This window comes from Frateuria sp. Soil773, assembly GCF_001428405.1.
Classification (GTDB): Bacteria; Pseudomonadota; Gammaproteobacteria; order Xanthomonadales; family Rhodanobacteraceae; genus LMSL01.
This window is the reverse complement of the sequence record NZ_LMSL01000041.1, coordinates 240,054-261,400: the sequence shown is the minus strand read 5'-3', so window position 1 is coordinate 261,400 and position 21,347 is coordinate 240,054. Positions and strand designations below refer to the sequence as shown.

The window sequence follows — 21,347 nt, the reverse complement described above, 5'->3', positions numbered from 1 at the left end:
GCGGAGATGTGCGGCTCCAGCGCGTTCTTTTCGTACGGCAACGGGGGGAGTTCGATCGCCATGAGTAGGCTCCTGTGGCGTTGGCTGAGGGAAAGCCGGGGTCGATGCCGCCGGGCGGCGGCCGATGCTCGGCTGATACACTACCGGTCTGCGTGCATTGTAGTGATGAAACCGAAGTTATGGACGTCAACGAGCGAATCAAGACGGTGCTCGCCGAGCATCCCATCGTGCTTTTCATGAAAGGCACGCCGCAGTTTCCGATGTGCGGCTTTTCCAGCCGCGCCGTGCAGGCGTTGAAGGAGGCCGGCGCGACGTTCCATGCGGTGAACGTGCTGGCCGACCCGGAAGTGCGCGCGGCCCTGCCGCATTTCGCCAACTGGCCGACCTTCCCTCAGTTGTTCATCCAGGGCGAGCTGATCGGCGGCTGCGACATCGTCGAGGACCTGAAGGCCTCCGGCGAGCTGGGCCGCATGGCCAGCGACGTGGCCGGGGTGGCGCACTGATGGCGCTGCCGCTGACCCGCCTGCCGCAGGACTGGCTGCCGGCAGCCGACACCCTGAAGGACCGCGTGGTGCTGGTCACAGGCGCCTACGGCGGCCTCGGCGGCGCGGTGGCGCGCGCCGCCGCCCGCGCCGGCGCCACCGTGGTGGTCACCGGCCGGCGCAAGCGCCAACTGGAGCAGCTCTACGACGCGATGCTGGCCGAGCAGTTGCCCGAGCCGGTGATCCACCCCCTGGACATGGAGGTGGCGACGCCGCGCGACTACGAGGCGCTGGCGGACGGCCTGCGGCGCGACCTCGGCCGGCTCGACGGCATCGTGCACTGCGCGGCCAGCTTCGCCGGGCTGACTCCGCTTGCGATGCACAAGCCCGACGACTGGCTGCGCGCCCTGCACGTGAACGTGTCGGCGCCGTTCGCGCTGACCCAGGCCTGCCTGCCGCTGTTGGGCGAGGCGCCCGACGGCGCGGTGGTGTTCGTGCTGGACAACCCCGAGCTGCTGCAGCGCGCGCACTGGGGCGGCTACGGCGTTTCCAAGGCGGCGCTGGAGCGCCTGGTCGAGATCCTGCACCAGGAAACCGAGCGCGGCAGCGTGCGCGCCCATGCGCTGCTGCCGGCGCCGATGCGCACCACGCTGCGGCGCCAGGCTTATTTCGGCGAGGACAGCCTGCTGCAGCCGCTGCCGGACGCCAGCGCGGCGGCGGCGATCTACTTGCTCGGCGCCGAAGGCGCGGCTGCGCGCGGCGCCGCGCTCGACCTGCGGCCGGCCTGACGGGCGCATCATGCAACGGACTGACGTCAGCGACAGGGGGTTCCGATGGAAGCGCAGATGACCACATTGTCGGCGGGCATCCTGCTGTTCCTGATCATGGACCCGCTGGGCAACATCCCGTTCTTCCTGAGCCTGCTCAAGCACGTGCCGCCGAAACGCCGGCGCGTGGTGATGGTGCGCGAGCTGCTGATCGCGCTGGGCGTGCTGCTCGGCTTCCTGGTCGGCGGCCAGCATATCCTCAAGCTGCTGCAGCTGAAGCAGGAGTCGATCAGCATCGCCGGCGGCATCGTGCTGTTCCTGATCGGCATCCGCATGGTGTTTCCGCCGGCCGACGGCGGCGGCATCTTCGGCAAGTCGGAGGGCGAACCCTTCATCGTGCCGATGGCGATCCCGGGCGTGGCGGGCCCCTCGGCGATGGCCGCGCTGCTGCTGCTGACCAATTCCTCGCCGGGCCGCACCGCCGACTGGGCGGTGGCCCTGCTGCTGGCCTGGCTCGCCACGTCGGCGATCCTGCTCAGCGCCACCTACCTGTTCCGCTGGCTGGGCGAGAGCGTGCTGACCGCGCTGGAGCGGGTGATGGGCATGCTGCTGATCGCGCTGTCGGTGCAGATGTTCATGGGCGGGCTGGCGGCCTTCCTGCACCCGGCCGTTTGAAACATGCGCCCGCGCACGGTTGTGTGCGGATTCCGTCCCGGTGGCATCACCCTGCTGTCATACTTGGTCACCAGCATGGGCGAAACAACGTAGGAGGCGGTCATGCTCAGCGTCGAACAGACTCTCACCGAGCGCCTGCCGTGGCTGGCGCAGCACCCGAGGATCCGCCGTCCGGTCGCCGGCATGCTGGGGCGGCTGGCCGACGAGGCCGGCTTCAACCGCGTCCTCGACGCGGTTGGCAAGGTGGAGGGCTTCGACTTCGTCGAGCGCGCGCTGGAAGTGCTCGGCGCCAGCTACCACCTCAACCCGCGCGAGCGCGAGAACATCCCGGTCGAAGGGCCGGTGCTGGTCGTCGCCAACCACCCGCTGGGCATGGTCGACGCGCTGGCCCTGCTGCACCTGGTCGGCTCGGTGCGCAGCGACGTGCGCATCCTGGGCAACGACTGGCTGGCCTCGATCGAGCCCCTGCGCCGCCTGCTGCTGCCGGTGGACGTGTTCGGCAAGGGCGCGGCGTCGAAGATGCGCGCCATCTACCGGGCGCTGGACAACGGCGAGGCGCTGATCGTGTTCCCGGCCGGCGAAGTGTCGCGGGTACGCCCGGGCGGCGTGCGCGACGGGCGCTGGTCGGACGGCTTCGCCCGGCTGGCCCTGCGCAGCAAGGCGCCGGTGCTGCCGATCCACGTCGCCGCGCGCAATTCGGCGATGTTCTACGGGCTGTCGATGCTTGCCAAGCCGCTGAGCACGGCGATGCTGCCGCGCGAGGCGGTGGCGCCGGTCAAGCGGCGGATCGGCTTCAGCGTCGGCGCGCTGATCGGCGCGGAGGAACTGGGGCAGCGCAGCGGCGGCGATCCCGCGCAGGCGGCCCGGCTGATGCGCCGGCACATCTACCGGGTCGGGCGGCATCGCGGGCTGATCTTTGGCGGCCAGGCGCCGCTGGCGCATCCGGAGCCCACCGAGCGGGTCGCGGCCGAGCTGATGGCGCAGGCCGAAAAGCTGGCCGAGCTCAACGACGGCAAGCAGGCCCTGCTGTTCAAGGGCGCGGCCGACAGCGCCGTGCTGCGCGAGATCGGCCGCCTGCGCGAGCTGACCTTCCGCAAGGTCGGCGAGGGCACCGGTGCGCGCCGCGACCTGGACGCCTACGATCCGCACTACGAGCACCTGGTGCTGTGGGACCCCAAGGCGCTGCGCATCGTCGGCTCCTACCGGTTCGGGCATGGCGGGCGGCTGATCGCCGAGCGCGGCATGGCCGGGCTGTACACTTCCAGCCTGTTCAACTACTCGCCGGCGCTGGAGTCGCGGCTGGCCCAGGGCCTGGAGCTGGGGCGCAGCTTCATCGCGCCGGCCTACTGGCGCTCGCGGGCACTGGACCAGTTGTGGCAGGGCATCGGCCTCTACCTGCAGCGGCATCCGGAGCTGCGCTACCTGTTCGGGCCGGTGAGCATGTCGGTGAGCCTGCCGCGCGAAGCGCGGGAATGGATCGCCGCCGCGCACCAGCATTATTTCGGCGCCCCCGGCCTGGCGGCCGCCAGGCAGCCGTTCCGCGTATCGCCCGACGTGATCGAGCTGGTGCGGCATGCGCTGGAAGGGCTGGACGCCAGCGCCGGCCTGGGCAAGCTCAAGCACCACCTCGACGCCCTCGGCGTCACGCTGCCGGTGCTGTACCGCCAGTACGTGGACCTGGTCGAGCCCGAGGGCGTGCAGTTCCTCGATTTCGGCGAGGACCCCGGCTTCTCAGGCTGCGTCGACGGACTGGTCATGCTGGACCTGGCCACGCTCAAGCCGGCGAAGCGGGCGCGCTACCTCGGCAAGGCCGGCTGACCGCCGGCCCCGGGCCGGCGGCGCGGATTCGCCCTCGAAATCCGGTTACGGCAAGGCGCCGGACGGCGACGTCCGGTCCGTCAATGCGCGGACGTACGTTTGACGTGCCTTGGTTACAAAAGTGTCATACAATGCCGTTAAAGTCCGCTTAACAATTGCTTGGCAGGTGGGGTGGACCCGCCACGTTAGAGCATCACCGGACGTCCGGAACACTAGGGAAAACAAGCATCAAGCGATTGCCTGGCGCATGCCGGGCAGTGGCATGGCTGTTTTCATCCCGCCTGAATTTTTCGTTGCGAGCCATGGGGCCAATCCACAAATGAACAGCCGAATTCGAGCCAAAGTCCTGCCGTTTGCCATCGCATCCATGCTGGCAGCCGCGGCGCCCGCCATCGCGCAGGACACCTCGTCCGCCATCAGCGGCCGCGTACTCGACAGCAGCGGCCAGCCGGTCGCCGGCGCCACCGTGCAGATCGTGCACGAGCCGTCGGGCACCACCAAGATCACCACCACCGATGCCAATGGCCGCTATTCCGCGCAGGGCTTGCGCGTGGGCGGTCCGTTCGATGTGACCGTGTCCAAGGCCGGCATGGCCCAGGCCGAGCAGGACAACGTCTATCTGCAGTTGGCGCAGGAGTCGGCGATCAACCTCACCATGGGCGGCGCGAAGGCGCAGGAAGCGCAGAACCTGCAGGGCGTGACCGTCTCGGCCAGCGCGCTGGCACAGACCTTCTCGCCGGACAACAAGGGCATCAGCACCAATGTCTCGCGTCGCGAGCTCGAGGCGCAGCCCACGCCGAACCGTTCGATCCAGAACGTGGTCCGCATGGACCCGCGCATCGTGATCACGGATCGTGACCGCGGCGAGATCTCCGCCATCGGCCAGAACAGCCGCTACAACAACATCACGGTCGACTCCGTGAGCGCCAACGATCCGTTCGGCCTGAATGCCAACGGCCTGCCGACCCTGGGCACGCCGATCTCGCAGGACACGATCGAGGAATACAACATCTCGACCGCCAACTACGACGTGGCCACCCGTCGCGGCGTCGGCGCGATCGTCAACGCGGTGACCAAGAGCGGCACCAACGACTTTCACGGTTCGGTGTACTACGCGTTCCAGAACCGCGACAAGATGATTGCCGACTACGACGGCGAACCGTACGGCGGCTACCGCCGCACCTGGACCGCCGGTGCCACCGTGGGCGGCCCGATCATCAAGGACAAGCTGTTCTTCTTCGCCTCGTACGAAAAGAGCAAGCAGATCGGCCCGTCCTCGCAGTACGGCGTGCAGGGTTCCGGTGCGACCACCGAAATCCGCGGCCTGACCCAGCAGAACGTCAACGACATCATGGCGGCAGCCAGGGCCAAGGGCCTGAGCGACATCGGCGGCCTCAACGGCGGCAGCTCGGACCTGCAGGACAAGCGCTACCTGGCCAAGATCGACTGGAACATCACCAACAACCACCGTGCCAGCCTGACCTTCAACCAGACCAAGGAAAACAAGCCGATCATCACCGGCAACAACAACATCCTGGTGCTGTCCAGCGGCTGGTACAAGACCGACGTCAACAACAAGAGCTACGCGCTGCATTTCTACGACGACTGGTCGGACATCTTCTCCACCGACACCACCGTTTCGTACGCGGATTTCAAGCAGAACCGCGGTCCGTACAACGGCACCGCGATGCCTGACATCTCGGTCTGCGTCGATGGCACGAGCGGTTGCACCGCCACGACGAGCTCGCCCGGCGTGGAATTCGGCACGGAGTACTCCAGCCAGGCCAACGTGCTTCGCGTGAAGACCTTGAACGCGGCCTGGGCCGGCACGTTCTACCTGGGCGACCACACCGTGAAGGGTGGCTTCGACTTCCAGCGCGGCCAGTACTACAACCTGTTCCTGCAGAACGCGTTCGGCAGCTACCAGTTCAATACGCTTGCCGATTTCAATGCGGGCAAGTACTGGCAATACCGTTACAACGCCCCGGCTGCGGGCCTCGGCCTGAACGACGTCGCCGCCGACTTCGAACTGAAGGAATACGGCATCTTCCTGCAGGATACCTGGCAGGTGAACTCCAACCTGTCGGTGCAGTACGGTTTCCGCGTCGACATCCCGCTGACCAGCGACAAGCCGCTGTACAACCCCTGCTACGCCGCTGCTCCGGGGCAGGCCGTCACCGCGGCCAACTGCGTGTCGGCAGCCGGTGGCTTCGGCCGCAGCAACACCACCACGATCAATGGCCACCGCCAGGTGCAGCCGCGCGCGTCGTTCAACTACACCTTCGATACCGAGCGCCTGACCCAGTTGCGCGGCGGCGCGGGCCTGTTCATCTCCAACCCGCCGAGCGTGTGGCTGGGCAACATCTACCAGAACTCCGGCGTGACCCAGGTGCAGTACAACTGCGGCCCGTCGCAGAGCGCCTGCAATCCGACCACCGGCCTGCCGCCGTTCAGCGCGGACCCGCACGGCCAGAATGGCGGCTCGGCCCCGATTCCGGGCGCCAAGGGCGCGCAGATGGCGGTCAGCACCATCAGCGACGACTTCCGCATCCCGAGCGTGTGGAAGATGTCGCTGGGCTTCGACAAGGAGCTGCCGTGGTGGGGCCTGGTGTTCACCGCGGACTACGAGCACATCAAGAATCGCAACGCGATCTGGTACCAGAACTTCAACATTGGCGCCCCCACCGGCGTACTGCCTGATGGCCGTTTCACCTACTACAAGGACAGGAACAGTGGCACGGTGCTGATCAACCCGGCCACCGGCGCGCCGATTCTCGACGGCAAGGGCAAGACCGTCTCCAATACGACCCGCAGCAACGCCAACCAGGCATTCGGCGATGCCGTGATCAACCTCGCCAACAGCAGCAAGGGTAGCGCCGACAGCTTCAGCCTGGCGCTGAAGAAGCCGATGTCGGACGACTGGCAGGCCATGGTCGGCTTCACCTGGAGCCGCGCCACCGAAGTGAACCCGGGCACCTCGAGCGTGGCCCGCTCGAGCTACAGCAACAACGTCTGGGTGAATCCGAACGAGAACAAGGCGACCACGTCCAGCTATTCGATCCCGAAGCGCGTGATCGCGTCGCTGACCTGGCAGCATCGTTTCTTCGGCGACTACGCCACCAGCGCCACCATGTTCTACGACGGCCATTCGGGCACCCCGTATAGCTGGCGCTTCGGCAACGACGCCAACGGCGACGGCTTCACCTCCGACCTGGCCTACATCCCGAACAAGGGCGACATCAGCTTCGCGCCGGGCACCACGCAGGCACAGCAGGACTCGTTCTGGCAGTACATCGACAGCAACAAGTACCTGAAGGACCACAAGGGCTCGATCGCCCGTCGCAACGGCGCCCGCGCTCCCTGGGTCAACCAGATCGACCTGAGCTTCAGTCAGGAGATCCCGGGCCTGTTCAAGGGCAACAAGGGTGTGATCCGTCTGGATATCTACAACTTCGGCAACATGCTCAACAAGAAGTGGGGCGTCGATCACCGCGCGGCCTTCCCGCTGGTGCGCAACCTGGCTGATTTCGCCGGCGTGGACGCCAATGGCAAGGCGATCTACGACATCAGCAAGGCAGCCTACAAGGATGGCAACGGCAACTACCGTCCGCTCGCGCTGCCGCGTGCGGACGAGCTGAACGGTCCGACCCAGCGCTGGTCCGTGCTGGCCACCGTGCGCTACACCTTCTAAGCACGCTGCAAGCCTGGAAGCGAAGCCGGCGCCCGCGAGGGCGCCGGCTTTTTGCTGTCTTGACCCTGCCATGGCCGACGCGGGAAGCTACACGGTCGCCGCATCCGCACGGGCATGCGTTCCCTTGGGAAAGTGGCACGGAGAACGATTCGATGAACGACATTCATGCCGGCCGCGCCGGAAAGGCCGCGGCGGTCAGCGCCCGCATCTCGCCGGCCGGCGGGCTGGACATACTCTCCCGCAACGAGGTCGCGCGGCTGCGCGACGCCAGCGGGTCCGGGCTGCATGCCCTGCTGCGCCGCTGCGCGCTGGCGGTGCTGACCTCGGGCAACATCAGCGACGACCCGCGCACCATGTTCGAGCAGTACCCGGATTTCGACATCCAGGTGCTGCAGCAGGACCGCGGCATCAAGATCGAGCTGTCGCACGCGCCGGCGCAGGCGTTCGTGGACGGCCAGATCATCCGCGGCATCAACGAGCTGCTGGTGGCGGTGGTGCGCGACATCGTCTACGTGGCGACCCAACTGGAGCAGGGCGGCTTCGACCTCGACGACACGGTGGGCCTGACCCATGCCGTGTTCGAGATCCTGCGCAACGCGCGCATCCTCAAGCCGCACATCGACCCGAACCTGGTGGTGTGCTGGGGCGGCCACTCGATCTCCCGCGAGGAGTACGACTACACCAAGCAGGTGGGCTACCAGCTCGGCCTGCGCGGCATGGACATCTGCACCGGCTGCGGCCCGGGCGCCATGAAGGGGCCGATGAAGGGCGCCACCATCGCGCACGCCAAGCAGCGCCGCCGCAACAACCGCTACATCGGCATCACCGAGCCGGGCATCATCGCCGCCGAGTCGCCGAACCCGATCGTCAACCAGCTGGTGATCATGCCGGACATCGAGAAGCGCCTGGAGGCCTTCGTGCGCATGGGCCACGGCATCATCGTGTTCCCCGGCGGCGTGGGCACGGCGGAGGAGATCCTCTACCTGCTGGGCATCCTGCTGCACCCGGACAACGCCGGCATCCCGTTCCCGCTGGTCTTCACCGGACCGAAGCAGTCGGCGGCCTATTTCGAGCAGATCGACCGCTTCCTCCGGCTCGCCCTGGGCGAGGACGTGGCGCGGTACTACCAGATCATCGTGGACGACCCGGCCGCCGTGGCGCGCGCCATGGTCAGGGGCATCGACAAGGTGCGCAACCACCGGCTGGACAACAAGGACTCGTTCTTCTTCAACTGGGCGCTGAACATTCCGTTCGCGTTCCAGGTGCCGTTCCGGCCGACCCACGAGGCGATGCGCGGGTTGGCGATCCACCGCGACCGCCCGCGCCACGAGCTGGCCGCGGACCTGCGCCGCGCCTTCTCCGGCATCGTCGCCGGCAACGTGAAGGAGGAGGGCGTACGCGCGATCGAGCGCCACGGGCCGTTCGACATCGACGGCGAAACCGACGTCATGCGGGCACTGGACGACCTGCTGCAGGCCTTCGTGGTTCAGCACCGCATGAAGCTCCCGGGCGGCACGGCCTACGTGCCCTGCTACCGGGTGCTGGCCGGCTGACCCGGCGATGGCGAGGGCGGCTTGACAGCCCTCGCTCCGCTATTCAAACTACGCAGCTCACCCCGCCCGAATAGCTCAGCTGGTTAGAGCACTTGACTGTTAATCAGGGGGTCGCTGGTTCGAGTCCAGCTTCGGGCGCCATATTTTTCAAGGCCTTGCAGCGATGCAGGGCCTTGTTTTTTTGCCTGCGTAAAACCGCGCGTAAAACGACGACCCTTCTCCTGCTTCTGGCCCGGGCGGCTTGGTCGTGGCGGCCGGTTGTCCGCTTGCTTCGACGGCTGGCATTTCCTGTTCGTCGCTGCTCGTGTCGGCGTTGCTCCGATGCTTTAGATCGTGAACGCGAAGCGGGAGGCGCTGGTTCGAGTCCGGCTTGGAGTGTCACCTGCAACGCGGGGCGGGCCTTTGCTTTGCGCTGCGGCGAGTGGCCATCCCGCCGTTTCAGATCGCCTTCGCACAAGCGTCGGCATGCGCCGCATCGGCATGGGTTCCGCGAACCCGCCCCGAGCGCGAGACGAACACGCTCAACGCCTGTTCCGCGCGGCCGGGATGGCAGAAGGTGAGGGTGATGTTGTTGCCTCCGGCGCTGCCGTCGGCCTGGAAGCGCACCTGGCGGCGCCCTTCCGTGCTGACGATGGTGACTTGCCGATGGCCGGGGCCGCTGCGGTCGGCGCCGCCGTCGGGCTGGTTGTCGTGGTCGCGGTCGCGGCCCACCAGCCAGCCGCGCTCCCAGCGCACATCGTCGCTGCAATGCGCTCCATCGGTGCTGGGGCAGAACAGGGCGCGCACGCCGCCCTGCGCGGCCAGGGCGCGGGTGTACTGCAGCGCGCCGATGAAATCGGCCTGGGCGGCGCGGATCTCGTTCCGCCGCAGCAGGCGCGACAGCGGCGGCGCGGCGATGCCTGCCAGGACGGCGACCAGGGCTGTCACCATGATCTGCTCGACCAGGGTGGCGCCGCGCTGCCCGACGGGAGCGCCAAGTCCGTGGCGTGGCTCCATGTCTCGTACCTTCTGCATCCATGCAGCCGCCGATGCTAGGCATCCCGCACGCGGCGGTCAGCGGGCGGTCCACCCTGAACGCCTGCGCCCCTGCTGACACGGCTTGTCAGCAGGGGCGATTTAGAATGGGCCATCGCGCCCGCATGTAGTCATCCATGACCGATCGCTTCGAACTCGTATCCCCCTACAGACCCTCGGGCGACCAGCCCCAGGCGATCGACCGGCTGGCCTCGGGGTTCGAGGCCGGTCTGGCCTCGCAGACCCTGCTGGGCGTCACCGGCTCGGGCAAGACCTATACGATCGCCAACGTGATCGAGCGGGTACAGCGGCCCACCATCGTGCTGGCGCCGAACAAGACCCTGGCGGCGCAGTTGTACGGCGAGTTCCGCGAGTTCTTCCCGAACAACGCGGTGGAATACTTCGTCAGCTACTACGACTACTACCAGCCGGAAGCCTACGTGGTCGCGTCCGACACCTTCATAGAGAAGGACGCCTCGATCAACGAGCACATCGAGCAGATGCGGCTGTCGGCGACCAAGGCCCTGCTGTCGCGCAAGGACGCGATCATCGTCGCCACGGTGTCGGCGATCTACGGCCTGGGCAACCCCGAGGACTACCTCTCGCTGCGGCTGATCCTGGCCAAGGGCGAGCGGATCGACCAGCGCAAGCTGATCCACCAGCTCACCGAGCTGCAGTACACCCGCAACGAGACCGAACTGCGCCGCGGCACCTATCGCGTGCGCGGCGAGATCGTCGACGTGTTCCCGGCCGAATCGGAGACCGAGGCGCTGCGCATCGAGCTGTTCGACGGCGAAGTGGAGAACCTCGCCCTGTTCGACCCGCTCACCGGCGAGACCGTCCGCAAGCTGCAGCGCTACACGGTCTACCCGCGCACGCACTACGCCAGCACGCGCGAGAGCGTGCTGAACGCGATCGAGACGATCAAGGTCGAGCTGAAGGAGCGGCTGGAGCAGTTGTACCGGGACAACAAGCTGGTCGAGGCGCAACGGCTGGAGCAGCGCACCCGCTTCGACATCGAGATGATGGCCGAGGTGGGCTACTGCCAGGGCATCGAGAACTACTCGCGCCACCTTACGCGCCGCGCGCCGGGCGAGCCGCCGCCCACGCTGTTCGACTACCTGCCGGCCGACGGCATGCTGGTGGTGGACGAGTCGCACGTCACCGTGCCCCAGCTCGGCGCGATGTACAAGGGCGACCGCTCGCGCAAGGAGACGCTGGTGGAGTTCGGCTTCCGGCTGCCTTCGGCGATGGACAACCGGCCGCTGCGCTTCGAGGAATGGGAGGCGCGCGTGCCGCGCTCGATCTACGTGTCCGCCACGCCGCGCGACTACGAGCTGCAGAAGTCCGGCGACGCCGTCACCGAGCTGGTGGTGCGCCCCACCGGCCTGGTCGACCCGGAGGTGGAGGTGCGCCCGGTGCGCACCCAGGTCGACGACCTACTCGGCGAGGTGCGCCAGCGCATCGCCATGGGCGACCGCGTGCTGGTCACCACGCTGACCAAGCGCATGGCCGAGAACCTCACCGAGTACCTGGCCGAGCACGACGTGAAGGTGCGCTACCTCCACTCGGACATCGAGACGGTCGAGCGCACCGAGATCATCCGCGACCTGCGCCTGGGCGAGTTCGACGTGCTGGTCGGGATCAACCTGCTGCGCGAGGGCCTGGACATGCCCGAGGTGTCGCTGGTGGCGATCCTCGACGCCGACAAGGAAGGCTTCCTGCGCTCCACCGGCTCGCTGATCCAGACCATCGGACGCGCCGCCCGCAACGTGCGCGGCAAGGCCATCCTCTACGCCGACGAGGTGACCCGCTCGATGCAGGCGGCGATGGACGAGACGGCCCGCCGCCGCGAGAAGCAGATCGCGTGGAACGAGGCCAACGGCATCACCCCGCAGACCGTCGTGCGCCGCATCGCCGACATCATGGAGGGCGCCCGCGCGGAGCCTGGCGCCCGCAGCCGCGGCAAGGCCGCCAAGAGTGCGCGGGGTCGCGCGGTGGCCGAGGCGGCCGGCGAGTACGCCGGCATGAGCCCCACCCAGGCGGCCGCCGCGATCAAGAAGCTGGAGGCGCAGATGTACAAGCACGCCCAGAACCTGGAGTTCGAGGACGCGGCCCGCCTGCGCGACCAGATCCACAGGCTGCGCGAACAGGCGCTGCAGGGCTGATCCGGGCCGGTCGCAGGGAGGCTTGGCTGCGTGCCCGGGCTTTGCTAAGATGCGCGGCTCTTGGGCGGTTAGCTCAGCGGTAGAGCACTACCTTGACATGGTAGGGGTCACAAGTTCGATCCTTGTACCGCCCACCAAGAGTTGAACGGAAAGGCCGGCGATCTTCGCCGGCCTTTTTCGTTGCGCGTGCGTGCCGCATCCTGGCCGTCCACGGGCGGCGGCCATGCCAGGGCCCGGGTTCCGCCTGATGGCCGGAAGCTGGGCGCAGCGATGGTGCCGGCGGGATCGTTCCGGTGTCGCGGCCTTCCCGGCGCGGCCTTGCCCGTGTGCGCCGACCTGCCGTCCGCGGCGGTTGCCGGCGGATGGTGGAGGACGGTCCGCCGGGTGCGCCACAATGGCGGCTCCATCACCCGGTCCCCCGCCCATGACCTACCTCTGGATCAAGTCCTTCCATCTTCTTTTCGTCATTGCCTGGATGGCGACGGTGTTCTACCTGCCGCGCATCCTGGTGAACCTGGCCGAGGCGGGCGGCGAGGCGGCGGTGCGGGCGCGGCTGCTGCTGATGGGGCGCCGGCTGTACAAGTTCGGGCACAACATGTTCGGCATGGCCTTCCTGTTCGGCCTGGTCCTGTGGCAGGGCTGGCGGGTGTTCCCGTCCAGGCTGCCCAACGTGACGGCGGGCATGCACTGGATCGATGCCAAGCTGACCCTGGTGGCGGTGCTGCTGGCCTACTTCGTCGTGGTCGGACGGATGCTCAAGCGCTGCGAGAAGGGCGTTGCGCTGCCGTCGGCGAAGGCGCTGCGTTGGCTCAACGAGCTGCCCGTGCTGCTGCTGCTGGGGGTGATTTTCCTGGTGCTGGCCAAGCCGTTCTGAGTGCTGGGAGCGAAAGGAGAGGAGTGAGTGGCGAGAGAAAGCCGAAGCGCGTCCTGCTCTTGCCTTCTCTCACTCATCACTCCTCATTTCTCACTTCTCGAAATACTCGCGATACCACTTCACGAAACGGGCGACGCCCTCCTCGATAGGCGTGCTCGGCGCATAGCCGACGTCGCGGCGCAGCGCGGAGACGTCGGCCCAGGTGTCGGGAACGTCTCCGGGCTGCATCGGCAGCAGGTTTTTCTCGGCGGTGCGCCCGAGGTGCTGCTCCAGCAGTTCGATGAAGCGCAGTAGCTGCACCGGCTGGTCGTTGCCTATGTTGTAGACGCGGTAGGGCGCACTCGACGTGCCAGGATTGGGCCGTTCGGGGTCGTAGGCCGGGTCGGGCCGGGCCGGATGGTCGAGCGTGCGGATCACGCCTTCGACGATGTCGTCGATGTAGGTGAAGTCGCGGCTGTGGTTCCCGAAATTGAACACGTCGATGGGTTCGCCGCGGCTGATGCGGTCGGCGAACAGCATGGGCGACATGTCCGGACGACCCCATGGGCCGTACACGGTGAAGAAGCGCAGGCCCGTGGTGGGCAGGCCGTAGAGGTGGCTGTAGGCGTGGGCCATCAGCTCGTTGGCCTTCTTGCTGGCGGCGTACAGGCTGACCGGATGGTCCACCGCATCCTCCACCGCGAAGGGCATCTTGCGGTTGGCGCCGTAGACCGAGCTGGACGAGGCGTAGACCAGGTGCTCGATGCCGCCGTGGCGGCAGGCTTCGAGGACGTTGCCGAAGCCGGCCAGGTTGCTCTGCACGTAGGCCTGCGGGTTCTTCAGCGAATAGCGCACGCCCGCCTGGGCGGCGAGGTTCGCCACGCGCTGGGGCTTGAAGCCGGCGAAAGCCTCGTTCACCGCGGCCGCATCGGCCAGGTCGGCGCGGCGATGGGTGTAGCCGGGATGGTCGGCGAAGCGGGCGAGGCGGGCTTCCTTGAGCGCCGGATCGTAGTAGTCGTTGTGGTTGTCGATGCCGAGCACTTCGTCGCCGCGCGCCAGCAGGCGTTCGGCGAGGGCGGCGCCGATGAAACCGGCGGTGCCGGTGACGAGGATGCGCATGCGATGTATCCGATGAAAAGCCGGTGGGCAATTCTAGCGGGCCGGAGGCGGCGGTTCGCCGTACGGAGCGGCACTCCACAGGCGCCGGGTGCGTATTCCCGCAAGCTGAGCAGCGACGAAACACGGGCGGCGGATCGGTTGTAAGGGCACTTGTACCTGCCTTTGCTTTGAGATAGCGACTCCGTTCGGCTATACTCCCCCGGATCACCTTTCCCAAACCTGGGCCGGCATGCCGCGCATGCCCTCGACCCTCGGTCTCCCTTTGCCCAGTGTTTGCCCGGCGCTTCGCTCGAAGCGCGGTCGCGCGACCCTGCGGTTGCCGTGGCGCCCACCAAGGCAAAGGAGCCATGCAGAAAATCAAAGTCGAACATCTCACCAAGGTCTTTGGGCCGCATCCGGAACAGGCGCTGCGCCTGCTCGATGCGGGCAGGGACAACGCGCACATCCGCAAGACCGGCCACGCGGTCGGCATCGCCGACGTCTCCTTCGACGTGGGGGAGGGCGAACTGCTCGTCATCATGGGCCTCAGCGGCAGCGGCAAATCCACCTTGCTGCGCTGCCTCAACCTGCTCAACGTGCCCAGCCGCGGCAGCATCTTCGTCGACGGCGAGGACGTCACCCGCTACGACCGCGAGCGGCTGCTCGATTTCCGCCGGCGCAAGATCAGCATGGTGTTCCAGCACTTCGCGCTGTTCCCGCACCGCAGCGTGGCGGACAACGCGGCCTACGGGCTGGAAGTGCAGGACGTGGCTCCGGACGAACGCCGCGCCCGCGCCGTCGAGGCGCTGGAGCTGGTCGGCCTGAAAGGCTGGGAGGATGCGCGTCCGGACCAGCTCAGCGGCGGCATGCAGCAGCGCGTGGGGCTGGCCCGCGCGCTGGCGGTGAAGTCGGACATCCTGCTCATGGACGAGGCGTTCAGCGCGCTCGATCCGCTGATCCGCCGCGACATGCAGCAGGAGCTGGCCTCGCTGCAACGGCGCATGAGGAAGACCATCGTCTTCATCACCCACGACCTGGACGAGGCCCTGCAGATCGGCGACCGCATCGTGCTGATGAAGGACGGCCGCGTGGTGCAGATCGGCACGCCGGAGGAAATCCTCAACCGCCCGGCCGATGCCTACGTCGAGCGCTTCGTGGAGAACGTGGACATGTCGCGCGTGCTCACCGCGCGCTCGGTGATGGGGCGTGCGCGCGAAGTGGCGCATCCGCAGGACGGCCCGCGCACCGTGCTGCGCAAGATGACCGAGGGCAGCGACACCAGCATGCTGGTGGTCGAGCGCGACCACACCCTGGTCGGCGCGGTCACGCTCGACGCGCTGGACGCGGCCGTGCGCGAGGGCAGGCAGAACATCGCCGGGCTGATCCTGCGCGATGCGCCGTCGCTCGACCCGGACACGCCGCTCGCCGACATCATCAACCTCATGGCCGGATGGCCCTACCGCCTGCCGGTGGTGGACGAACGGCGCAGGCTGCTGGGCGTGGTCACCCGACCGCGCGTGATCAACGCGCTGGCGCAGAGCCGCACGGATGCCCCCGCCGAACCGGCAGAAAGGAGCGCGAACGCATGATTCCCGTCATTCCCAAGCTGCCGCTGGCGCACGGCATCGACGTGGCGCTGGACTGGCTCACCGCGCACATCTCCTTCGTCACCAAGGCGTTCAGCCACTTCATCTCGATCCTGATCGACGGCCTGGTGCACGGCCTGCTGTGGCTGCCGCCGTGGCTGCTGATCGCCGCGGTGGCGCTGCTGGCCTGGCGCGCCGCCGGCTGGCGCGTGGCGCTGGGCAGCCTGCTCGGCCTGCTGCTGCTATGGAACCTGCGGCTGTGGCCGGCCACGGTGGAAACCTTCACCCTGGTGCTGATCTCCACCCTGATCGCGGTGGCGATCGGCCTGCCGCTGGGCATCCTGGCGGCGCTCAGCACGCGCGCCTCGCGTGTGGTGATGCCGGTCCTCGACTTCATGCAGACCATGCCGGCGTTCGTGTACCTGATCCCGGCGATCCCGTTCTTCGGCCTGGGTGCGGTATCGGCCAGCGTGGCCACGGTGATCTTCGCCACCCCGCCCACCATCCGGCTCACCGCGCTGGGCATCCGGCAGGTGCCGAAGGACCTGATCGAGGCCGCCGACGCGTTCGGCTCCACCCGGCGCCAGAAGCTGTTCAAGGTGCAGTTGCCGATGGCGGTGCCGACCCTCATGGCCGGCGTCAACCAGACCATCATGCTGTCGCTGTCGATGGTGGTGATCGCCGCGATGATCGGCGCCGGCGGCCTCGGTGGGGTGGTATGGCGCGCGATCCAGCGGCTGGAGCCCGGCAAGGGCTTCGAGGCCGGCATCGCCATCGTCATCCTCGCCATGATCCTGGACCGGATCACCCAACGTATCGGGCGCAGCCCGTCCGCCAAGACCGCGAAATAGTCGCGGCACAGCCAAGGGAGAATCACATGCAGATCCATCCAAGCCGCCTGCGCGCGGCCATCGTCGGCGCGCTTGCCGCCGTCTCGCTCGCTGCCTGCTCGCCGTCGGGCCAGGATGCTTCATCGCCGGGCGACGCCGTCACTGCGCCGACCGCCGGTGCCGGCAAGACGGTCAGGCTGGTCTACGTGGAATGGGCCAGTTGCACCGCCGCCACCCACGTGGTGCAGGCCGTGCTCGAACAGCAGGGCTACAAGGTCGAGGCGTTGTCGGTGAGCGGCGCGGCGATGTACTCCGCGCTGGCCCAGGGCGATGCCGACGCCACCGTCTGCGCCTGGCTGCCCAGCACCCACGCCAACTATTACGCGCGCACCAAGGGCAGGCTGGAGAACCTCGGCCCCAACATGACCGGCACCAAGATCGGCCTGGTAGTGCCCGACTACGTCACGATCGACTCCATCGACCAGCTCGCCGCCGACGCCGACCGGTTCCAGGGCCAGATCGTCGGCATCGACCCGGGCGCCGGCGAGATGGACATCGCGCACAAGGCCATCGACGACTACCAGTTGCCGCTGAAGCTGGTCGACGGCAGCGACGCCACCATGACCGCCGCGCTGAAGAATGCCATCGACAACCGGCAGTGGATCGCGGTCACCGGCTGGACGCCGCACTGGATGTGGGCGCGCTGGAAGCTGAAGTACCTGGCCGACCCCAAGGGCACGTTCGGCGGCGCCGAGGACATCGACACCCTGGCGCGCAAGGGCCTGAAGCAGGACATGCCTACCGCCTGGCGCGTGCTCGACGGCTTCCACTGGACGCCCGAAGACATGCAGCAGGTGATGGCCGCCGACCAGGCGCAGGGCGCCGACGCCATGGCCGATGCCAGGGCGTGGGTGAAGGCCCACCCGCAGCAGGTCGACGCCTGGGTATCCGGCACACCCGCGCCGTAACGCCGTGCCCGGCCGCGCGCCGGGCCTGATTCCGACCGCTCCCGTTTCCCGCCGCCGTCACCGGGCGGCGCGGACGGCTGCGCGCCGCCCGCGGCCGGGCCGGCGGGGCGGAACCGCTCTCCAAGCACGAGGACGTATCCGATGAACATCAAACCACTGGCCTTTGCCGTCGCCGTCGGCTTCGGCGCCAGCGCCAGCCTGGCGATGCCGGCCCATGCCGTGACGCAGGACGCCGCCGCCGGCAACCGGGACGAGGCCGCCGAGATCGCCGCCATGCGTGCGCAGATCGCCGCCATGCAGCAGAAGCTGGACCGGCTCGAACAACGCCAGGCGCAGGCGGGCACGCCGGCCCCCGTCCGGCCCGCGGACGCCGCGCCGGCGACCGGCGCCGACGCTTCCGCCGTGGCCGTCGCCGGCGAGACCGCCGGGGACGGCGCCGGCCGCAAGCCTGCTGCCAAGGCGTCCCGCGACGGCATCAAGCTGGGCGGCGCGGTGCGCTTCCAGTACAGCCGCGAGGGCTACACCGAGGGCAACCGCAAGCGCCGCGGCGACATGGATTTCGACATCTTCCGGCTCGACCTCGACGGCTCGATCGGCGACGTGGAACTGTCCGCCCAGTACCGCTGGTTCCAGTACATGAGCGCGATCCACCACGCCTGGGTCGGCTACAAATTCACGGATCAGGACGAGGGCCAGCTCGGCATCGCCCGGGTGCCGTTCGGCAACCAGCCGTTCGACTCGCACAGCTACTTCTTCAGCTCCAACTACTACCTGGGGCTGGAGGACAGCTACCAGATGGGCGCGTTGTACGTGCACTCCGGCGACCCGTGGAACGTGCAGCTCGGCTTCTTCAAGAACGACTCGATGGGCGGCGTGGACGGCTTCGTCGGCAACCGCGCCGACAGCTACACCTACAACGTGGTGGGCTGGCGCGGACCCGGCGAGGGCAACGGCGACGACCCGCGGCACCCGATCGACGTGGCCGACACCGGCGCGGCGCGGGTGAGCTATACCTTCCATCCGGGCGCGGGCAATGCGCTGGAAGTGGGCGCCTCGGCGCTGCGCGGCAGCCTGGAAGGCGGTACGCGGCGCATGGGCCACTACGACGCCGAGGCGCTGCACATGAACGCCGACCTGGATCGCTGGAACCTGCAATTGCAGGCGGCGCGCTACGCCTACCACGTCAACGGCGGCGCGGACCGCCTGGCGGTGGGCGCGTACGATTTCTACGACTCCATCGCCGCGAAGGCGCACAGCTATACCGGCAACGTCGCCTACAAGCTGCCGGTGTCGTGGGGGCCGGTGACCGCGCTTACCTTCTACAACGACTACTCGCTGGTGAACCGCAAGTCCGGCCGCCTGCCGCACACCTGGATGAACATCACCGGCATGTCGCTGCAGGCGGGCGGGCTGTTCACCTATTTCGACTTCGTCACCGCGCGCAACCAGCCGTTCATCGGCGGCAGCTTGGCCGGCGACGGCGGGCGGGAGCACCGCTTCAACATCAACGTGGGCTATTACTTCTAGGGAGCGGGATGGCTCGTGGCGGCGGGGCGTCAGCCCCCGCGGTCATTCCGGCGCAGGCCGGAATCCAGTAGCCGTATGGCTTGGGCAGGGGTAGTCGCTACTGGATCCCGGCCTGCGCCGGGATGACGAGCAAGAAGGTTCACTGCTTCCGTTGACAGCCCGCCCCGGCCGGGCTAGTTTTCCGAATCTCTTCGACCCGAGCAAAAGGTGGCCCGCGGCAACCTGCCGGCCGAGCGTGCGACATGGACACTACCCGCTTCCCAAGCTGATCCCGCGCGCCAGGCCTGAGCTTGTCGAAGGGCGCTGCGCGCCCTTTTTTGTTGGCCGCTTCCGGGCCACCCCTCCCACGTTCGTCCGCCCACCACGGGCGGTGCAGCAGGCAAGACCGACATGATCCAGATCACGCTACCCGACGGCAGCAAGAAACCGTTCGACCACCCCGTGTCCGTGCAGGACGTGGCAGCCTCCATCGGCGCCGGCCTGGCCAAGGCCACCCTGGCCGGCAAGGTGGACGGCAGGCTGGTGGACGCCAGCTTCCCCATCGACCACGATGCCAGCGTCGAGATCGTCACCGAGAAGAGTCCCGAGGCGCTGGAGATCCTGCGCCATTCCACCGCGCACCTGATGGGGCAGGCGGTGCAGCGCCTGTACCCGGGCGCGCAGGTGACGATCGGCCCGGTGATCGACAACGGCTTCTACTACGACTTCGCCTACGAGCGCCCATTCACCCCGGACGACCTGCCGAAGATCGAGGCGGAGATGCACAAGATCGTCGCCGAGCAGTTGCCGGTGACGCGCAGCGTGAAGTCGCGCGACGACGCGGTGGCGTTCTTCCGCGGCCTGGGCGAGGAATACAAGGCGCAGATCATCGAGTCGATCCCGGCCGGCGAGGAGCTGTCGCTGTATTCGCAGGGCGAGTTCACCGACCTGTGCCGCGGCCCGCACGTGCCCAACACCGGCAAGCTGCGCGCGTTCAAGCTGATGAAGGTGGCCGGCGCCTACTGGCGCGGCGATTCCAACAACGCGATGCTCACCCGCATCTACGGCACCGCCTGGCTCAACGACAAGGACCTCAAGGCCTACCTGCACCAGCTGGAGGAGGCCGAGAAGCGCGACCACCGCAAGATCGGCAAGGCGCTGGACCTGTTCCACCAGCAGGAGGAAGGCCCGGGCATGGTGTTCTGGCACCCCAAGGGCTGGGCGATCTGGCAGCAGGTGGAGCAGTACATGCGCGGCGTGTACCGCAAGAGCGGTTACCAGGAGGTGCGCTGCCCGCAGGTGCTGGACGTGTCGCTGTGGAAGAAGTCCGGCCACTGGGACAACTACGCCGAGAACATGTTCTTCACCGAGTCGGAGAAGCATACCTACGCGCTGAAGCCGATGAACTGCCCCGGCCATGTGCAGATCTTCAACGCCGGCCTGCACAGCTACCGCGAGCTACCGATCCGCTATGGCGAATTCGGCGGCTGCCACCGCAACGAGCCGTCCGGCGCCCTGCACGGCATCATGCGCGTGCGCGCCTTCACCCAGGACGACGGCCACATCTTCTGCACGCCGGACCAGGTCGAGGCGGAAGTCACCGCCTTCCACCTGCAGGCGATGAAGGTCTACGCCGATTTCGGCTTCACCGACCTGGCGATCAAGCTGGCCCTGCGGCCGGAAAAGCGCATCGGCTCCGACGAATTCTGGGACCGCACCGAGGAAATGCTGCGCCGCGCGCTGCGCGCCGCCGGCGTCGAGTGGGAGGAACTGCCGGGCGAGGGCGCGTTCTACGCACCCAAGATCGAGTACCATCTCAAGGACTCGATCGGCCGGGCCTGGCAGGTCGGCACCATGCAGGTCGATTTCATGATGCCGGAGCGGCTGGACGCCGAATACGTCGACGAGCATTCCCAGCGCCAGCGGCCGGTGATGCTGCACCGGGCCATCGTCGGCTCGATGGAGCGCTTCATCGGCATCCTGATCGAGCACCATGCCGGCCTGCTGCCGGCCTGGCTCGCCCCGGTGCAGGCGGCGGTGTTCAGCATTACCGACGCCCAGGCCGGTTACGCCGGCGAGGTGGCGCAAGCCCTTGTCGACAAAGGTTTCCGGGTACAATCGGATTTGCGCAACGAGAAAGTCGGCTATAAAATCCGCGAACATACGATGCAGAAGGTGCCTTATCTGCTCGTGGTCGGTGACCGCGAGAAGGAGAATGGCGCGGTTTCTGTACGTACGCGTTCCGGCGAGGACCTGGGCAGCATGCCGCTGGCCGGCTTCATCGAGCGACTGGAGGCCGAAACCCGGCGCTGAGCACCGGGCGGCCAGTGACATTACT

15 protein-coding genes, 2 tRNA genes and 1 pseudogene are annotated in these 21,347 nt (G+C 67.7%); 15 read left to right on the top strand and 3 right to left on the bottom strand.

Annotated elements, in window-relative coordinates; all coding sequences use genetic code 11:
• Window positions 1-62 (bottom strand): annotated as a pseudogene (locus ASG87_RS21270) (superoxide dismutase [Fe]); the annotation flags it as partial.
• A 117-nt stretch (window positions 63-179) separates the two neighbouring features.
• Here ASG87_RS21270 and grxD point away from each other — a divergent pair.
• The 7 genes from grxD (at window position 180) to ASG87_RS16960 (ending at window position 9,127) form a co-directional block, all read left to right on the top strand.
• Entirely contained in the window at window positions 180-503 is a 324-nt protein-coding gene (grxD, locus tag ASG87_RS16990; RefSeq protein ID WP_056007978.1) for a Grx4 family monothiol glutaredoxin, read from the top strand.
• The gene (locus ASG87_RS16985; protein ID WP_056007975.1) at window positions 503-1,270 is read left to right on the top strand and encodes an SDR family NAD(P)-dependent oxidoreductase; all 768 of its coding nucleotides are present in this window, start codon (window positions 503-505) and stop codon (window positions 1,268-1,270) included. Before grxD ends, ASG87_RS16985 begins: the two co-directional genes overlap by 1 nt.
• Window positions 1,271-1,327: 57 nt before the next feature.
• Window positions 1,328-1,924: a YhgN family NAAT transporter gene (locus ASG87_RS16980; protein WP_056009040.1), complete on the top strand. Its 597-nt coding sequence runs from the start codon at window positions 1,328-1,330 to the stop codon at window positions 1,922-1,924.
• A gap of 102 nt (window positions 1,925-2,026) precedes the next feature.
• Window positions 2,027-3,742 carry a lysophospholipid acyltransferase family protein gene (locus ASG87_RS16975; protein ID WP_056007972.1) on the top strand — a complete coding sequence of 572 codons (1,716 nt, stop codon included), beginning with the start codon at window positions 2,027-2,029 and terminating at the stop codon, window positions 3,740-3,742.
• 319 nt (window positions 3,743-4,061) lie between these two features.
• On the top strand, window positions 4,062-7,433 hold the full coding sequence (locus ASG87_RS16970) for a carboxypeptidase regulatory-like domain-containing protein (protein ID WP_056007969.1): 3,372 nt from the start codon (window positions 4,062-4,064) through the stop codon (window positions 7,431-7,433).
• Between the two features lie 152 nt (window positions 7,434-7,585).
• The gene (gene ppnN / locus ASG87_RS16965; RefSeq protein WP_056007966.1) at window positions 7,586-8,986 is read left to right on the top strand and encodes a nucleotide 5'-monophosphate nucleosidase PpnN; all 1,401 of its coding nucleotides are present in this window, start codon (window positions 7,586-7,588) and stop codon (window positions 8,984-8,986) included.
• Between the two features lie 64 nt (window positions 8,987-9,050).
• Window positions 9,051-9,127: transfer RNA gene (locus ASG87_RS16960), tRNA-Asn, on the top strand.
• Between the two features lie 297 nt (window positions 9,128-9,424).
• On the opposite strand, the gene ASG87_RS16955 is transcribed toward ASG87_RS16960, so the two are convergent.
• On the bottom strand, window positions 9,425-9,982 hold the full coding sequence (locus tag ASG87_RS16955) for a GspH/FimT family pseudopilin (protein ID WP_235499677.1): 558 nt from the start codon (window positions 9,980-9,982) through the stop codon (window positions 9,425-9,427).
• A 155-nt stretch (window positions 9,983-10,137) separates the two neighbouring features.
• Here ASG87_RS16955 and uvrB point away from each other — a divergent pair, with 155 nt between their 5' ends.
• From uvrB to ASG87_RS16940, 3 genes are all read left to right on the top strand, one after another.
• Window positions 10,138-12,168, top strand: a complete 2,031-nt coding sequence (gene uvrB, locus ASG87_RS16950) for an excinuclease ABC subunit UvrB (RefSeq protein WP_056007963.1) — start codon at window positions 10,138-10,140, stop codon at window positions 12,166-12,168.
• Window positions 12,169-12,230: 62 nt separating this feature from the next.
• Window positions 12,231-12,305 (top strand) — tRNA-Val (locus ASG87_RS16945).
• 287 nt (window positions 12,306-12,592) lie between these two features.
• Window positions 12,593-13,042, top strand: coding sequence for a CopD family protein (locus ASG87_RS16940; RefSeq protein ID WP_056007960.1), 450 nt, complete (start codon window positions 12,593-12,595; stop codon window positions 13,040-13,042).
• 90 nt (window positions 13,043-13,132) lie between these two features.
• Here ASG87_RS16940 and ASG87_RS16935 read toward each other — a convergent pair whose 3' ends face one another.
• The gene (locus tag ASG87_RS16935; RefSeq protein WP_056007957.1) at window positions 13,133-14,140 is read right to left on the bottom strand and encodes an NAD-dependent epimerase; all 1,008 of its coding nucleotides are present in this window, start codon (window positions 14,138-14,140) and stop codon (window positions 13,133-13,135) included.
• A gap of 347 nt (window positions 14,141-14,487) precedes the next feature.
• On the opposite strand from ASG87_RS16935, the gene ASG87_RS16930 reads away from it, so the two are divergent.
• The 5 genes from ASG87_RS16930 (at window position 14,488) to thrS (ending at window position 21,322) form a co-directional block, all read left to right on the top strand.
• Window positions 14,488-15,708 carry a glycine betaine/L-proline ABC transporter ATP-binding protein gene (locus tag ASG87_RS16930; RefSeq protein WP_056007954.1) on the top strand — a complete coding sequence of 407 codons (1,221 nt, stop codon included), beginning with the start codon at window positions 14,488-14,490 and terminating at the stop codon, window positions 15,706-15,708.
• Window positions 15,705-16,556 carry an ABC transporter permease subunit gene (locus ASG87_RS16925; protein ID WP_056007951.1) on the top strand — a complete coding sequence of 284 codons (852 nt, stop codon included), beginning with the start codon at window positions 15,705-15,707 and terminating at the stop codon, window positions 16,554-16,556. Before ASG87_RS16930 ends, ASG87_RS16925 begins: the two co-directional genes overlap by 4 nt.
• A gap of 26 nt (window positions 16,557-16,582) precedes the next feature.
• Window positions 16,583-17,503 (top strand): glycine betaine ABC transporter substrate-binding protein, encoded by a 921-nt coding sequence (locus ASG87_RS16920; protein ID WP_056007949.1) that lies wholly within the window; start codon window positions 16,583-16,585, stop codon window positions 17,501-17,503.
• 141 nt (window positions 17,504-17,644) lie between these two features.
• Window positions 17,645-19,030 carry a hypothetical protein gene (locus ASG87_RS16915; protein ID WP_056007946.1) on the top strand — a complete coding sequence of 462 codons (1,386 nt, stop codon included), beginning with the start codon at window positions 17,645-17,647 and terminating at the stop codon, window positions 19,028-19,030.
• Window positions 19,031-19,420: 390 nt separating this feature from the next.
• Complete coding sequence (gene thrS, locus ASG87_RS16910) at window positions 19,421-21,322, top strand: threonine--tRNA ligase (RefSeq protein WP_056007944.1); 1,902 nt, start codon at window positions 19,421-19,423, stop codon at window positions 21,320-21,322.
• Window positions 21,323-21,347 lie beyond the last annotated feature (25 nt).